The following is a 14,267-nucleotide window of genomic DNA, read 5'->3' as shown; positions in this document are numbered from 1 at the left end:
CGCGGGTAGCCTCCGGTCATGCTGCGGTTCCTCACCGCCGGGGAGTCACACGGACCCGGTCTGGTCACCATCGTCGAAGGTCTCCCGTCGGGGCTCAGCGTCGACCTCGACGGCCTTGCCCACGAGCTCGCCCGGCGGCGCCTCGGTCACGGCCGGGGCAAGCGCATGAACATCGAGCGCGACGAATTGGAACCACTCGGCGGCCTGCGCTTCGGCAAGACCCTGGGAAGTCCGGTGGCGATCGTGGTCCGCAACACGGAATGGCCGCGGTGGCAGGAGGAGATGGATCCTCGACAGGGTGAACCCAAACGGCCCTTGACGACGCCTCGGCCTGGACATGCCGACCTCGCCGGCATGCAGAAGCACGGGTCGTATGACGCCCGCAACATCCTCGAGCGAGCATCGGCTCGAGAGACCGCGGCACGGACCGTCGCCGGGTTCCTGGCCAAGCAGCTCCTGGGGGCCGCCGGCGCCTCTGTGCTGAGCCATGTCGTCTCCATCGGCGGGATCGTCGTGGAGGACGGCGTCCGCCCCGGTCCAGACGACCGTGACGCTGTCGACGCATCTCCGGTTCGGGTGTTCGACCGGTCGGTCGAGGCGGCGATGATGGAGCGCATCGACCGGGCCCACGCCGAACGCGACAGCGTGGGAGGCGTGGTCGAGGTACTCGGCTTCGGCGTGCCGGCTGGCGTGGGCAGCCACGTCCACTGGGACCGGAAGCTCGACGGACTCCTCGGCGGCGCTCTCATGTCGGTACCGGCGATCAAGGCCGTGGAGATCGGCGACGGCTTCGCGTCCGCGGCGCGCCGCGGGTCGGAGGCTCACGACGAGATCGACGTGCGTGACGGGTCGTTCACCCGAGATACCGACCGAGCCGGCGGCATCGAGGGCGGTGTCAGCACCGGGCAGACGATCAGGGCCAGAGCCGCCATGAAGCCGCTGTCGACGCTCATGCGGCCGCTGCGCAGCGCCGACGTGGTCACCAAGGAGCCCGCCGCCGCCTTCCGCGAGCGCTCGGATGTCTGTGCCGTACCCGCGGCGGGAGTGGTGTGCGAGCAGATGGTCGCCTGGGTGCTGGCATCGGAGATGCAGCGCGTGTTCGGGGGGGACACGGTCGACGAGTTCGTCGAAGCGGTGGCGCGGAGGCGGGGTCGCCTGGAGGCGTTCTGATGCCCCTGTGGTTGGTCGGCATGATGGGATCCGGGAAGTCGACGGTGGGTTGGCTCGTCGCCGAGCGGCTCGGGCTCGACTTCGTGGACACCGACGATCTGGTGGAGACGAGCTCAGGGGAGGCGACGGGGGATCTCCTCACCACCGATCCGGTGGCCTTCAGAAGGACCGAGGCCGAGGCCGTCGTCGGGATCGCGGCGTCCGAGGCCGTCGTTGCCACGGGCGGTGGGGTCGTCCTCGACGACGGTTCAGTGGCACGGATGCGCTCCTCGGGGTTGGTCGTCTGGCTGGACGTTCCGGTCGAGGAGCTCGCCCGGAGAGTGGGCTCGGGGGAGGGCCGGCCCCTGCTGGGCAGCGATCCGATCACGGCGATGGAGCGGCTGCTCGAGGAGCGACAAGGGCGATACCAGGAGGCGGCCCATGTCACCGTCGAGGCGTCAGGCCCGGCCTCGACGGTGGCCGACCTGGTGGTCGCCTACTGGGAGGCATCGCATGTCGACTGAGGTGGTGGTGGGGCGCGGGGTGCTCGATCACCAACGCCTTCTCGGAGGGCTTCGTCCGGGCTTCGTAGGGATCATCACCCAACCCGGAGCCGAGGCCGTGGCCCGCCAGGTGGCAACGGCGCTCGGCGACGTGCCCGGCGACGTGCTCGTCGTGCCCGCTGGGGACGCGGCAAAGACGCTCCATAACGTCGAGCGCGTGGTCGGGTGGCTCCTCGAACGCGGAATGCGCCGCGACGGTCTGGTCGTGGGAGTCGGCGGCGGGGCGGTCACCGATCTCGCCGGTTTCGTAGCCGCGGTGTACCTCCGAGGAGTCGCCGCGATCTATGTCCCCACGACGCTCCTTGGAGCCGTCGATGCGGCCGTGGGCGGGAAGACCGGAGTCAACGTCGGTGGCAAGAACCTGGTCGGGGTGTTCCGGGATCCGCGGCGGGTAGTGGTGGACGCCGGGATCCTCGATGCGCTCCCCGACGACCTGAAGCGGCAGGGCTTCGCCGAAGCCCTCAAGGCGGGCCTGGTCGGGGACCCCGCCCTCGTCGATCTCATCGAGGCCCAGGGCGCCGCAGCGGACCTGGAGACCGTGGTGGGACGCGCCCTCGCCGTCAAGCAGGACATCGTCCGCCGCGACCCCTTGGATGAGGGCGAGCGGGCCCATCTCAACTACGGGCATACGGTCGGTCACGCAGTCGAGACGGTCACCGGGTGGCCCCACGGGCTGGCGGTGGCGGTCGGCATGGTCGCCGCCGGGCGCGCTTCGGCGCTCGAGGTGGGATTCGGTGACGAGGATCGCCAGCGAGACATCGTCGCCGGTCTCGGTTTGCCCACCGAGGCCGCAGAAGCCGACCCTGCGCAGGTCCTCACCCAGGTCGGCCGGGACAAGAAGCGAGACGCCGGAGGGGTGCGGATGGTCCTCCTGCGGGCCATCGGGGCTCCGGAGGTGGTCCACGTCGGTGCGGCTACCGTTGACGCCGCTTTGGGGTCCGTCGGAATCCACGGAGGTCGTCGTCGATGAACCACGCTGCACGGCTCGAGGCGTTGCGAGCCGGTATCGAGGCTCCGTTGCTCGTGTCTCGGCTCCCCAACCTGCGGTACCTCACCGGGTTCACCGGGAGCAGCGGTTGGCTGCTGGTGACCCCTGACGGGCCTGCCACGTTCGTCACCGACGGCCGTTACGGGGAACTCGCCGGGGCCCTGGTCGCCGACCTTCCTCAGACGGATCTCGTCGTGTATACCAGCGGCCTGTGGGACACGCTGAGGGGCCTCGTTTCAGGACTCGACACCGTGACCCTCGAGGCCGACGGGGTCACCTGGGGATGGGCCACCGACTTCGGCCGGGAGACGGGGGTCATTCCGGCCGCCGGGGGAGGTTCGGTCGAGCGGCTCCGTCGGGCCAAGGACCCCGAGGAGGTCGAGGCGCTCTCGAAGGCGGCCGCCGCCGGCGACGCCGCCTTTGCCCGGTTGTCGGAGCTCGCCGAGCCAGCGGTCGGTGAGGCCGAGTTGGGGTGGCGTCTGATCGACGTGATGCGGTCGAAGGGTGGTGAGGCCGCCGGGTGGGAGCCCATCGTCGCCGCCAGAGCCGGCGCCTCGATCCCGCACTATCGCTCCGGACGGAAGCCGGTCGGAGATGCGCTCCTCCTGCTCGACTACGGATGCGTCGTCGATGGCTACCACAGCGACATGAGTCGCACCGTCTGGCTGAGCGGCGAACCGTCGGACGAGATGGTCAGGGTTCACGCCGCGGTCCTCGAGTCCCAGGAGGCGGGCATCGCCGCCGTCGGCCCGGGAGTGTCGTGCAACGACGTCGACGAGGCGTGTCGTGCGGTGTTGCGCGGCTACGGCTACGAGGAGCAGTTCCTCCACAGCACCGGCCATGGGGTGGGGCTCGAGATCCACGAGCCCCCGTGGGTCCGGCGCGGCAACGAGGATCGTCTGGTACCGGGAGATGCCGTCACGGTGGAGCCCGGCGTCTACCTGCCCGGCATCGGCGGCGTGCGCATCGAAGACATGGTCCTGGTGACCGAGACCGGCAATCGGGTCCTCACCTCCTCCCCAAAGGCCCTCACCACATGACCGCGGTTCGCCTCCTGGCTGGCAGCTGGCAGCTGGCAGCTGACGGCTGGTCATGATCTCCACCAACGACGTTCGGCCGGGCATGACGCTGGACCTCGACGACGGCCTGTTCCAGATCGTCGAGTACCAGCACGTCAAACCGGGCAAGGGCAAGGCATTCGTACGCATGAAGCTGAAGAATCTCCAGTCGGGTGCCGTGGTCGACCGCACCTTCCGGGCCGACGAGGCGGTCAACCAGGCGATCGTGGACCGTCGTCCCCATCAGTTCCTGTACCGCGACGACACGGGGTTTCACTTCATGGACGGCGAGACCTATGCCCAGGTGGTGCTGCGGGACGAAGAGGTCGGGTCGGCGGCGTCCTTCCTCAAGGAAGGTGACGGCGCCAGTATCGCCATGTACGACGGGAGGGCGATCGGTCTGGAGCTCCCCGCCTCGGTCGAACTCGAAGTGACCCACGCCGAACCGGGTGTCAAGGGCGATCGGTCGTCGGCCGGGACCAAACCGGCCACCGTCGAGACCGGCCTCGTGGTCAACGTGCCGCTGTTCGTCGAGCAGGGTGATCGCATCAAGGTGGACACCCGAAGTGGCGAATACATGACCCGGGTGTCGTGACCCCCCAGGACCACCGGGAAGCGGCGCTTCACGCCCTCTACGAGGCCGACCAACGCCGGGAGGCGATACCGACCCTGGAGGGGCTGTCGAAGCGCTCTGCGGCGATCGTGAGCGGTGTGTGGGGGTCTCGTGAGTCGCTCGATGAAGCGATTGGCGCAGCGTCGACGGGGTGGCGGGTGGAACGGATGCCGCCGGTCGATCGCAACGTCCTGCGCATCGCCCTCTGGGAGTTGCGCAGTCGCCCCGAGGTCCCGGTGCCCGTCGTGATCGCCGAGGCGGTGCGCCTGGTCAAGACGTACTCGACCGCTCGTAGCGGCGCCTTCGTCAACGGCGTCCTGTCCAAGCTCGCCGCCGAGCGCGATCGGGAGTGACACCGTGGGTAACGGTCGCCTGGTTGCTTTGCTGACGGCACGGATCGCCGAAGACGCGGTGCGCGAGGCGGACCGGATCAGCGGGGCGGTGGATGGTTTTGCTGTTGGCGCCGACCTCCTCCTCGGTCCGGGTCCCGGAGTGGTGGGAGCGCTGGCGAGGATCGGGGAGGTGACGACGCTGTTCGCCATCCACGGCACCCCCGACGTCGTCGGACGCGCCGCAGGGCGCCTCGCCGAGTACGGAGCACGGCGGATCGCGGTCCACGCCGTCGTGGAGGAGGGCGCGATGGAGGCAGCAGTCGCGGCGGCAGCGGCATCGGGCGCGACGGTCGTGGCGGCATCGTTGGATCCCGGGGTCAACGACGCGAGGGCTGCAGTGCTGGGACTCGGCCGTTCGCGGGGCGCCGTGGTGTCCCGGCTCGCCAAGCGGGCGTTGGCCGCGGGTGCGTCGGGCGTGCTCGTCACCCTCGGCGACCTCGGCGTGGTTGCTCAGGCGGCTCCCGAACTGGAACGTGTCGCCATCGGTATCTCGTCGCTCGCCGGGATCGACGAGGCCCGACGACGCGCCGCCGACTTGGTCGTCGCCCCATCGGCCCTGGTCGGCGGCATCGCCACGGCGTCGTCGGGGGTGAGCGAATAGGCTCGCCCCGGGATCAGGTTTCGGCTTGCTGCAAGCCGAAACCTGATGAAGCCAGCGACCTATTCGCTCACCCCCGTAGAGTCGCAGCGTGTCCGAGAGTCCCGTCGACGACGTTCGCCCATCGGTGCTCGCCCGCGTCACCGCGTTGCGGGCCTGCCGCACTGAGATCCGCCGGTCTCTTCAGGCCGGAGAGATCACCATCGCCGAGGTGCTGCTCGACACGGACGATGATCTGATCGCTGCCCTGAAGGTCAAGAGTGTGCTCACCGCGGTGCCTGCGCTAGGTAAGATCAGGACGGTTCGGCTGCTGGCGCGGCTCGGGATCTCCGAATTCGAGCGGATCGGCACCCTCGACGTCGACCAGCGCCGTCGCCTGGTGGCCGAGGCACGCTCAGTCGACGGGTGATCCCTCGTATCCGACGAGCCGGCAGCGGATGAGGGGTTCGGCCGCCGCCCGGGCATGCTCCACGAGGTCCCAGCCGCGGCGTACCGAGCCCAAGCCGTCGCGGATGTCGACCTCAACGGTGTCGCCGGTCTTGATCGCACCATTGCGACGGAGGCGGCGGGTGGCGAGCCATACCCCGGAACGCTCGGAGGGCGGTCCGATGACGGCAGCGACGATGCGGGTGGTCACGGCCTCCTTGGCGACGTCGGTGGTGTCGATGACCAGGTCGTAGTTGCGCCAATCGTCGCGCCGGACCCCGTACAGATCGTGATATCGCTCGGCCTCGGCGGCCATGCGGGCGACGTTCGCCGCGGCGGCGTCCTCGAGGGTGGCATACGTCTCATCGGCTCGGCCAGCCCGCAGGACACGCCGGGCCCCCTCGATGGGATCCACCAGGAGGAACACCTTGAGCGACTCGGGAACGAAGTGCCAGGCCATGCGTGAGTCGATGACCACATCACTGGCCACGCCGGCGAGGCCCCGCAGGTAGCTGTCGATCTCCTCGTCGATCGAGCCGTCGGTCTCGGCGTGGCGATTCAACTCCAGGACGGTCATGCCGAGCCGGCCGGCGATCTGTCGGAACATCTCGCCGGTGGAGAGGTGGCTCCATCCGAGGGTCTCGGCGACGATTCGGGCGGTGGCGCTCTTTCCGCTGCCCACGTGGCCGGCGATGGACACGACGGTGGGGTGTTGAAGATCGGCTGGCATGCGATCGCAGTATGTCAGGTCATCAGCAATCACCTGGCTGAGGTTCGCGGCTCACCCCTTCGTCGCCGGCTGGTACCGGTATGTGATATCTGGTATCTAGTGGCCGGTAGCTGGTAGCGGGTAGCCGGTAGCTGGTAGCCGACGGTCACGCGTCTTGCGTTGAGCGTTGAGCGTTGTGACGCCACTCGAACCCGAACGCCTCAGCGTTTGTCGCTGATCGGTGAACGACTGCTTGCGGCCGCCGGTCGCATATACTCGTCACCGACCCCAACCCACGGATTGTCCCAATGATCGAGCCTCCCATCGAGACCGTCCTAGCCCGCACCGGTGAGCGTTTCACCCTGGTGGTGCTGGCGGCACGTCGTGCCCGGCAGATCAACTCGTACTTCAACCAGCTCGGCGACGGCATGGGCAGCAACATCCCGCCGCAGGTGCACTCGCTGTCCGACAAGCCCCTCTCGATCGCCCTCGAGGAGATCGCTGCCGACAAGGTCGTCGTCGACAGCGGCGAGTAGCCCGATGCTCGACGGTCGTCGGATCGTCCTGGGGGTCAGCGGGGGAGTAGCAGCTTTCAAGGCTGCGTACCTCGCCCGCCGTCTCGTCGAGGCCGGGGCGATCGTGCAACCGGTGATGACCCGGTCCTCGCTCCAGTTCCTCGGTGCCCAGACCCTCGCCGCCATCACGGGTCGGCACCCGGCGACGGACTTCTTCGGTGCCGATTCGGTGAGCCCTCATACCGAGCTCGCTCGGTGGGCCGATGCGATCGTGATCGCGCCGGCGACCGCGGCGACCATGGCCCGGATCGCCAACGGCCAGAGCGACGACCTGCTTTCGGCGACGGTGCTCGCCTTCACGGGTCCGGTGGTGGTCGCGCCGGCGATGCACACCGAGATGTGGGAGCACCCTGCCACCCAGCGCAACGCGGCGACGCTGCGGGCCGACGGCGTGGTGCTCGCGGGACCGGTGTCCGGTGCCCTCGCCGGAGGCGACGTGGGTGAGGGCCGCATGGTCGAGCCGGAGGACATCGTGGTCGCCCTCGAGGAGACGCTCGGCGCCGGGAGCCTGGCCGGCTGGACCGTCCTGGTCAGCGCCGGTGGCACCCGGGAGCCGATCGACCCGGTCCGCTACATCGGCAACCGCTCCAGCGGGAAGATGGGCAACGCCATTGCCCTGGAGGCCGCCGGGCGTGGCGCCCGGGTGATCCTGGTGACCACCGTGGCGGGCGCCGAACACTCCCTGGTGGAAGTCGTCCCCGTCGAGACCGCCGACGAGATGGCTGAAGCGGTCTGGGAGCAGGCTCCGAGGTGCGACGTGGCCGTGCTCGCCGCCGCCGTCGCCGATTTCAAGCCGGTAGACCCGGCCGAGGCCAAGGTGCATCGAGCCGACCGGCTGCCCGTGGTGGATCTGGGGCCGACGCCGGACATCCTCGCCGGCGTGGCGGAGATGTCACCGCGGCCCTTCCTGGTGGGATTCGCCGCCGAGACAGGGTCCCTCGACGGTGCCGTGGTGAAGGCGAAGGAGAAGGGCGTCGACCTCCTCGTGGCCAACGACGTCACCACAGCGGGCGCCGGGTTCGGGACCGAGACCAACATCGTGTCGCTCATCACTCCGGACGGCTCGGTCGACGCGTGGCCGCTGATGACCAAGCAGGCCGTAGCCTCCCGACTGTGGGACCGGATCATCGAGGCACGCCAGATCTGACGGCGATCGTCCGCGTCGTCCCCGACGTCCCGTCGTTCGCCGTCGACGACGGTTTCGCCTATGCCGTTCCCGACGGGCTCTCCGTGGGTGTCGGCGACATCGTTCGGATACCGCTCGGGGGACGACGGGTGCGCGGGTGGGTGGTCGGCCCCGCCGAACCCCCGGAGGCACGCCGTATCCGTTCGCTCATTGGGAGGTCGGGTGAGGTGGCGGTGTTCGATGCCGCCCTGCTCGACACCCTGAGGTGGACGGCACAGCACTACGTGGCCCCGCTGGCGACCGTCCTGGCGAAAGCCACCCCACCCAACCTCCCTAAGGGCCGTCGCCGGCCGGCGCCGAACGCAGCCCTTCGATCCGAGCCCACCGGGTCGGTGAGTGTCCACGCCGCCCCCGCTCCGTGGGGTCCCCTGGTGCGCGAGACGGCGGCGCCGCTCCTCGGTGATGGCCATTCAGTGGTCGTGGTGGCGCCCACGTGGCCCGAGGCCGAGGCGCTCATCGACGACCTGGGTGACCGCGGACTGCCGATCGTCGTCGGTTCGTCCCATTTGAGCGCAGCGGTGCTCACCCGCAGCTGGGTGGAGGCGGCGACGGTTCCGGGGCGGCTCATCATCGGAACCCGAGACGTCGCCTGGTGGCTACCCCCGTCGCTGGGAGCTGCCATCGTCCTGGACGACGGACGGCGGGGCCTAAAGGAGAAGGCGATGCCGACGGTCCACGCTCGTGACCTGCTGCTCAGGCGTTCCCGCACCGAGGGCTTCGCCGCCATCGTCACCGGCGCGGTGCCGACCCCCGAGTCCCTGGCGGCCGCCGGAACCGTGGTGCGCGCCGGGCGGGCATGGGGTCTCGTCGAGGTGGTGGATCGAGGTGCTGCCGAGGCGGGTGATGGCACGTTCGCTCGTGCCACCGCTGCCGCCATCCGAGCGGCGGTCGCAGACGGCAGGCGGGTGTTCGTCCTCACCCATCGGCGTGGCGGCGCCCAGCGGTGTGCCCGATGCCGCCTCCTGCGGCGCTGCGGTCAGTGTGAGGCGGCTCCGGGCACCGGAGCCACCTGCGAGCGCTGCGGTGCGGTGAACGGTGCCTGCGCCGGGTGTGGCGGCGAACGGTTCGAACCGCTCTCCGGCGGCATCCCCCGCCTGGTGGCCGAGGTTGGCCGACTGGTGGGGGAACAGCGGGTCGGAGATCGCGGGGACGGTCGTGCGGTGACCGTCGGGACCGAGCGCGACCTGGTCGGGCTGACGGTGGACCTCGCCGTGGTGCCCGATGCCGACGGTTTCGTCATGGCACCCAACTACCGCGCCGCCGAGGACGGTCTGCGCACCATCGCCCGGGCGGTGCTGTCGGCCGGGAGCGGTGGCGGCCGCCGCGCCGTGGTGCAGACGCTGCAACCGGACCATCCGGCGATCAAGGCGCTGCGGCGCGGTGATGCGATCGAGTTCCTCGGCGACGAAGGCCGCCGGCGTGCCGCGCTCGGATTCCCGCCCGGTGGGGAAGTCATGGTCGTCGAGGCCTCGGGGCTGCCCGCGGAGCGTCGGAGCCAGCTGGGCGAGGTGATCGGGGGGCGGGCGGTGGTCCACGGTCCCACCGTCGTCGACGACACCGCCCGTTGGTATGTCCAGGGTCCGGACTTGGGGGCAGCCAAGGTGGTGGTCCGGCCACTGGTCGGTGAGTGGCGCGAGGCCGGGGTGCGGATTCGCCTGGATGCCGACCCGATCGACCTGTGACGGCGCGCTACGGGCGCCGCTACCAGCTACCAGCTGCCAGCTACCGGCTGCCGGCTACCGGCTACCAGCCAGACGAGGGCCCGGTCTCAGGGCTTCTGTGCTGGTAGCTGGTAGCTGGCGGCTTCGGTGACCGCCTTGAGGCGGTCACCGATTCGTGCGGTAGCCTCCCGGGCCGTGGCCGTCTTTCCCATTCGTGTCTTCCCGGACCCGGTGCTGCGCATGAAGGCGGCGCCGGTCGAGCGCTTCGACGACGACCTCGCCCGGCTCGTCGACGACATGGTGGAGACGATGTACGCCGCGCCCGGTGTCGGTCTGGCCGCTCCGCAGATGGGGGTGTTGCTGCGGGTCGTCGTGTTCGATGCCGGTGAAGGACCCCGGCACCTGGTCAACCCGGTGATTGAGTCCACGTCGGGGAAGCACGAGTTCGAGGAGGGCTGCCTCTCGGTGCCCGGCAGGTGGTGGCCGATCACGCGCCCCGCCTTCGCCCGGGCGCGCGGTCTGGACATCCACGGCGACGAGGTCGTCTACGAGGGCGACGAGCTGATCGGGCGCGTCCTCCAGCACGAGCTGGACCACATCGACGGGATCGTGCTGCTGGAACACCTGGGGCGACGGGAACGCAAGCAGGCGCTGCGCGAGCTCCGAGAAGATGCCGCAGTCGACAGGAGCACCTGATGCGCACTGTCTTCGTCGGCACGCCTGAGGAGGCCGTGCCGACGCTCGCCGCGCTCCTAGGCATCAGCGAGGTCGTCATGGCGATCTCGCAACCCGCTCGGCCCCGGGGCCGCGGGCTGCGGGTGGACTCGTCCCCCGTCGAGGAAGCGGCCACGGCCTGGGACATCCCGGTCCGGACACCGACGAACCGAGCGGAGCTCGGCGAGGCCGTCGCCGAGTCCGAGTCCGATGTCGCCGTCGTTGCCGCATACGGGCGCATCGTTTCCGGACGGATCCTGGCGATGCCCGTGGCGGGGTTCGTCAACGTCCACTTCTCGCTGCTGCCCCGGTGGCGCGGTGCCAGTCCGGTCACCCGTGCGTTGCTCGCCGGCGACACCGAAACCGGCGTCACCCTCATGGTGATGGACGAAGGGCTCGACACCGGGCCGATGCTGGCGACGTCGGTCATGCCGATCCGACCAACCGACACCACCGGGACGCTCACCGCCCGGCTGGCGGGCTCCGGCGCCTCCCTGGTAGCCGATCACCTCACCGCCTTCGTGGCCGGAGACCTCAGCGCCAGGCCACAGGAAGACGCCCTGGCCACCGCGGCGGCGAAGGTGAGCGTCGAGGAGGCCTTTCTCGACCCCGCTCGCCACGGCCATGTCGCGATCGACCGGGCGATCCGGGCCTTCCACCCCCGGCCGGGGGCGTGGGGGATGGTCGACGGCGCCCGGCTCAAGGTGCTCAGCGCTTCACCCATGGACGCCGATCCTCCGGCCCCCGGGACAGTCGAACTCAGGGACGGCGACGCGGTGCTCGGGGCCGTCGGGGGCGCCCTGCGCCTAATCACGGTCCAGCCAGAAGGCAAGGCGCCCATGGATGCGGTGGCCTGGATGAATGGGCGTCGCGGGGCCACGGCGCGGTTCGAGCGTCCGTGAGGCCGGGCCCGGGCAGGGCTAGCCTCGGCGCATGGACGTCCACCGCATGACACCGGGCGCCCCGGTCGACCTCTCGTCGATAGATACCCGGGGCACCCCCGGGTTCGACGGCGGCGAGAAGGAGGCTCGACGGGCGCTCGCCGACCTGACCGCTCGTCTGGCGGAGCTTCAGACGCTGCTCTTCGCCCAGGGCCGCCACCGTCTCCTCGTCGTGCTCCAGGCTCTCGACACCGGCGGCAAGGACGGCACCATCCGCGCGGTGTTCTCACCGGTCAATCCGCAGGGGGTGAAGGTCGCCTCGTTCAAGCGACCGACGCCGATCGAACTGGCCCACGACTACCTGTGGCGCGTCCACTCGGAGGTGCCGGGCAATGGTGAGATCGTCGTGTTCAACCGGAGCCACTACGAGGACGTCCTGGTGGTGCGGGTCCACGGGCTGGTCCCGGAGGAGGTGTGGGCCAGGCGCTACGACCACATCAACGCCTTCGAGCGCCTGCTCGCCGATGAGGGCACCACCATCGTCAAGTTCTATCTGCACATCTCCAAGGATGAGCAGAAGGAGCGCCTCCAGGCCCGACTCGATGACCCCGACAAGCACTGGAAGTTCGACACCGGCGACCTGGCGGAGCGGGCCCGATGGGATGACTACACCGCCGCCTTCGAGGCGGTGTTGGAGCGCACCTCGACCGGATGGGCGCCCTGGTACGTGGTCCCGGCCGATCGCAAGTGGTATCGCAACGTGGTGGTGGCCCAGACCCTCGTCGACACGCTCGAAGGTCTGGGAATGGAGTATCCGGAGTCGGACGAGGACCTCAGTCAGGTGGTTATTGAGTGACCGCGAGCGTTGAGCCTCACGCGTCCCTGGGAAGAACGCTCAACGCTTAACGCTCAACGCCGGAGAAGTGGAGATCTTGCGTTGAGCGTTGAGCGTTCCGCGTCTCTCGGAATGACGCTCAACGCGTAACGCTCAACGCCAGAACTAACACCCTCTTGCGTTAAGCGTTGAGCGTTAAGCGTCCTGGCCACTGACCACTGACCACTGACCACTCTGGCGGTAACCTCTGGCGCGTGGCTCTCTCCATCTCTCCCTCGATCCTGAACGCCGACTTCACACGCCTCGGCGAACAGGTGTCGTTGGTGGAGCCGCACGTGGAGGGATTCCACCTGGACGTCATGGACGGCCACTTCGTGCCCAACCTGTCGTTCGGGATGCCGGTGATCGAGTCCTTGCGGACCGTCACCGACCTGCCGTTCAACTGCCACCTGATGGTCACCAATCCGGTGTCGCTGTTCGGCTCGCTGGCGGATGCCGGTGCGACCACGGTCTCGGTTCACATCGAGGTGCATCCCGACCCGTCGGTGCCTGCGGCGAGGGCGCGGGACCTCGGCCTCCGCTTCGGGCTGGTGCTCAACCCGGCCACGCCCTTCGAGGCGGTGGAACCCTTCGTGGAGCTGTGCGATGTGCTCCTGGTGATGTCGGTGGTCCCCGGGTTCGGCGGCCAGTCGTTCATCCCCGACGTGCTGCCCAAGGTGGAGGCAGCGAGAAAGTTCATTGACTCGAGCGGTTTGGCGACCGATATCGAAGTAGACGGGGGCATCACCCCCGAGACGATCGGTATGGCGCGCCGCGCCGGCGCCGACGTGTTCGTCGCGGGCACGGCGATCTTCGGATCGCCCGACCCGGTGGACGCGATCGCCCGGCTGCGCGCCGCAGCGGAAGCAGAGGAATGAGCGCCAGCATCCTGGTCATCGACGACGACAAGGACCTCGCCGACTACGTCGCCGCCGGCCTCACCGAGGCCGGCCACACGGTGAACATCGTCGGGGACGGTGCTGCCGCGCGCGCCTTCCTGGCCGATGCCACGCCGGACCTGCTGCTGTTGGATCTCACCCTGGCCGACGTCGACGGCCACACGCTCATGCAGGAGATCCGGTCGACGCCGGGCACCACGAATGTGTCGATCGTGCTGCTCACCACCGAGTCGACGGTCGCCGACCTGGTTCGTGGCCTCGACGGGGGCGCCGACGACTACCTGAGCAAGCCCTTCGATCTGGAGGAGCTCGTCGCCCGCGTCGGGTCGGTGCTGCGGAGGGTGCGTTCCATGCGCGACCTGTCGCCCCTCACCGGCCTGCCGGGGAATTTCCGCATCGCCGACGAGCTCCAGCGGCGGGTGGCCGCCGGGGGGCCGCTGGCGGTGGTTCACGGAGACTTCGACAACTTCAAGGCGTTCAACGATCACTACGGGTTCATGCGCGGCGACAAGGTGATCCGGTTCATCGCCGAGGTCCTCGTGGAGGCGGCGCGGACCACCGGAGATCCCACGGTGTTCATCGGGCACGTCGGCGGCGACGACTTCGTCATGGCCATGAACCCGACGGTGGCCGAGCAGTTCTGCAAGGAGGTCATCGAACGGTTCGACGACGGCGTCCTCGACTTCTACGACCCGGCAGACGCGCTGCGCGGCTACGTGGAGGTCCTCGACCGCCGCGGCGAGCGCCATGCCTTCCCGATCGTTTCGTTCTCGCTGGGAATCGCCACCAACGAGCGCCGCTCGTTCAGCAACGAGTGGGAGATGTCGGCGGTCGCCTCCGAGATGTGCAAGGCCGCCAAGTCCGACCCCGGCTCCTCCTACCGGATCGACCGCCGTACGAGCTAGGCCAGGTCGCCGTTGCCACTTGCCAGTTGCCAGTTGCCGGGTCCTCATGGCTAACGGGCAACGGGCAACAGGTAAC

General features: G+C 69.4%; 17 protein-coding genes. 16 read left to right on the top strand and 1 reads right to left on the bottom strand.

The annotated features are described in order from the left end of the window. Positions 1 to 18: 18 nt before the first annotated feature. From aroC to mihF, 8 genes are all read left to right on the top strand, one after another. Positions 19 to 1,170 carry a chorismate synthase gene (aroC, locus tag WEA29_05495; GenBank protein MEX2323206.1) on the top strand — a complete coding sequence of 384 codons (1,152 nt, stop codon included), beginning with the start codon at positions 19 to 21 and terminating at the stop codon, positions 1,168 to 1,170. Beyond that, positions 1,170 to 1,673, top strand: a complete 504-nt coding sequence (locus WEA29_05490) for a shikimate kinase (GenBank protein ID MEX2323205.1) — start codon at positions 1,170 to 1,172, stop codon at positions 1,671 to 1,673. The genes aroC and WEA29_05490 overlap by 1 nt, the downstream gene beginning before the upstream one ends. Continuing rightward, positions 1,663 to 2,682, top strand: a complete 1,020-nt coding sequence (locus WEA29_05485; GenBank protein MEX2323204.1) for a 3-dehydroquinate synthase family protein — start codon at positions 1,663 to 1,665, stop codon at positions 2,680 to 2,682. Before WEA29_05490 ends, WEA29_05485 begins: the two co-directional genes overlap by 11 nt. Next, positions 2,679 to 3,740: a Xaa-Pro peptidase family protein gene (locus WEA29_05480; GenBank protein ID MEX2323203.1), complete on the top strand. Its 1,062-nt coding sequence runs from the start codon at positions 2,679 to 2,681 to the stop codon at positions 3,738 to 3,740. Before WEA29_05485 ends, WEA29_05480 begins: the two co-directional genes overlap by 4 nt. A gap of 52 nt (positions 3,741 to 3,792) precedes the next feature. After that, positions 3,793 to 4,353, top strand: a complete 561-nt coding sequence (gene efp / locus WEA29_05475; GenBank protein ID MEX2323202.1) for an elongation factor P — start codon at positions 3,793 to 3,795, stop codon at positions 4,351 to 4,353. Continuing rightward, the gene (nusB, locus tag WEA29_05470) at positions 4,350 to 4,724 is read left to right on the top strand and encodes a transcription antitermination factor NusB (GenBank protein ID MEX2323201.1); all 375 of its coding nucleotides are present in this window, start codon (positions 4,350 to 4,352) and stop codon (positions 4,722 to 4,724) included. The genes efp and nusB overlap by 4 nt, the downstream gene beginning before the upstream one ends. A gap of 4 nt (positions 4,725 to 4,728) precedes the next feature. Beyond that, positions 4,729 to 5,364, top strand: a complete 636-nt coding sequence (locus WEA29_05465; GenBank protein MEX2323200.1) for an orotidine 5'-phosphate decarboxylase / HUMPS family protein — start codon at positions 4,729 to 4,731, stop codon at positions 5,362 to 5,364. 88 nt (positions 5,365 to 5,452) lie between these two features. Then, the gene (mihF, locus tag WEA29_05460) at positions 5,453 to 5,770 is read left to right on the top strand and encodes an integration host factor, actinobacterial type (protein MEX2323199.1); all 318 of its coding nucleotides are present in this window, start codon (positions 5,453 to 5,455) and stop codon (positions 5,768 to 5,770) included. On the opposite strand, the gene WEA29_05455 is transcribed toward mihF, so the two are convergent. After that, a complete protein-coding gene (locus WEA29_05455; protein ID MEX2323198.1) occupies positions 5,756 to 6,517 on the bottom strand; it encodes a cytidylate kinase family protein in 762 nt (253 codons plus the stop codon). The genes mihF and WEA29_05455 overlap by 15 nt on opposite strands. A gap of 287 nt (positions 6,518 to 6,804) precedes the next feature. Here WEA29_05455 and rpoZ point away from each other — a divergent pair, with 287 nt between their 5' ends. The 8 genes from rpoZ (at position 6,805) to WEA29_05415 (ending at position 14,191) form a co-directional block, all read left to right on the top strand. Continuing rightward, entirely contained in the window at positions 6,805 to 7,032 is a 228-nt protein-coding gene (gene rpoZ, locus WEA29_05450) for a DNA-directed RNA polymerase subunit omega (GenBank protein ID MEX2323197.1), read from the top strand. Between the two features lie 4 nt (positions 7,033 to 7,036). Next, a complete protein-coding gene (coaBC, locus tag WEA29_05445) occupies positions 7,037 to 8,218 on the top strand; it encodes a bifunctional phosphopantothenoylcysteine decarboxylase/phosphopantothenate--cysteine ligase CoaBC (GenBank protein ID MEX2323196.1) in 1,182 nt (393 codons plus the stop codon). Beyond that, a complete protein-coding gene (locus WEA29_05440; protein MEX2323195.1) occupies positions 8,185 to 9,939 on the top strand; it encodes a hypothetical protein in 1,755 nt (584 codons plus the stop codon). Before coaBC ends, WEA29_05440 begins: the two co-directional genes overlap by 34 nt. 174 nt (positions 9,940 to 10,113) lie before the next feature. Further along, a complete protein-coding gene (gene def / locus WEA29_05435; GenBank protein ID MEX2323194.1) occupies positions 10,114 to 10,614 on the top strand; it encodes a peptide deformylase in 501 nt (166 codons plus the stop codon). After that, positions 10,614 to 11,534 carry a methionyl-tRNA formyltransferase gene (gene fmt / locus WEA29_05430; GenBank protein MEX2323193.1) on the top strand — a complete coding sequence of 307 codons (921 nt, stop codon included), beginning with the start codon at positions 10,614 to 10,616 and terminating at the stop codon, positions 11,532 to 11,534. The genes def and fmt overlap by 1 nt, the downstream gene beginning before the upstream one ends. A 31-nt stretch (positions 11,535 to 11,565) precedes the next feature. Then, entirely contained in the window at positions 11,566 to 12,369 is an 804-nt protein-coding gene (locus WEA29_05425) for a polyphosphate kinase 2 family protein (GenBank protein MEX2323192.1), read from the top strand. A gap of 233 nt (positions 12,370 to 12,602) precedes the next feature. Beyond that, on the top strand, positions 12,603 to 13,265 hold the full coding sequence (gene rpe / locus WEA29_05420; GenBank protein ID MEX2323191.1) for a ribulose-phosphate 3-epimerase: 663 nt from the start codon (positions 12,603 to 12,605) through the stop codon (positions 13,263 to 13,265). Next, complete coding sequence (locus WEA29_05415) at positions 13,262 to 14,191, top strand: response regulator (protein ID MEX2323190.1); 930 nt, start codon at positions 13,262 to 13,264, stop codon at positions 14,189 to 14,191. Before rpe ends, WEA29_05415 begins: the two co-directional genes overlap by 4 nt. The last annotated feature ends 76 nt before the right edge of the window (positions 14,192 to 14,267 follow it).

Source organism: Acidimicrobiia bacterium, from assembly GCA_040902765.1.
Lineage (GTDB): Bacteria > Actinomycetota > Acidimicrobiia > Spongiisociales > UBA11373 > DATKBG01.
The sequence above is the reverse complement of the archived record's forward strand: the minus strand, read 5'-3'. Positions and strand labels throughout refer to the sequence as shown.

Coding starts and splice junctions, on each gene's coding strand:
- aroC (MEX2323206.1), top strand. CDS start 19: ATGCTGCGGTTCCTCACCGCCGGGGAGTCACACGGACCCGGTCTGGTC.
- WEA29_05490 (MEX2323205.1), top strand. CDS start 1,170: ATGCCCCTGTGGTTGGTCGGCATGATGGGATCCGGGAAGTCGACGGTG.
- WEA29_05485 (MEX2323204.1), top strand. CDS start 1,663: ATGTCGACTGAGGTGGTGGTGGGGCGCGGGGTGCTCGATCACCAACGC.
- WEA29_05480 (MEX2323203.1), top strand. CDS start 2,679: ATGAACCACGCTGCACGGCTCGAGGCGTTGCGAGCCGGTATCGAGGCT.
- efp (MEX2323202.1), top strand. CDS start 3,793: ATGATCTCCACCAACGACGTTCGGCCGGGCATGACGCTGGACCTCGAC.
- WEA29_05455 (MEX2323198.1), bottom strand. CDS start 6,517: ATGCCAGCCGATCTTCAACACCCCACCGTCGTGTCCATCGCCGGCCAC.
- rpoZ (MEX2323197.1), top strand. CDS start 6,805: ATGATCGAGCCTCCCATCGAGACCGTCCTAGCCCGCACCGGTGAGCGT.
- coaBC (MEX2323196.1), top strand. CDS start 7,037: ATGCTCGACGGTCGTCGGATCGTCCTGGGGGTCAGCGGGGGAGTAGCA.
- fmt (MEX2323193.1), top strand. CDS start 10,614: ATGCGCACTGTCTTCGTCGGCACGCCTGAGGAGGCCGTGCCGACGCTC.
- WEA29_05425 (MEX2323192.1), top strand. CDS start 11,566: ATGGACGTCCACCGCATGACACCGGGCGCCCCGGTCGACCTCTCGTCG.
- WEA29_05415 (MEX2323190.1), top strand. CDS start 13,262: ATGAGCGCCAGCATCCTGGTCATCGACGACGACAAGGACCTCGCCGAC.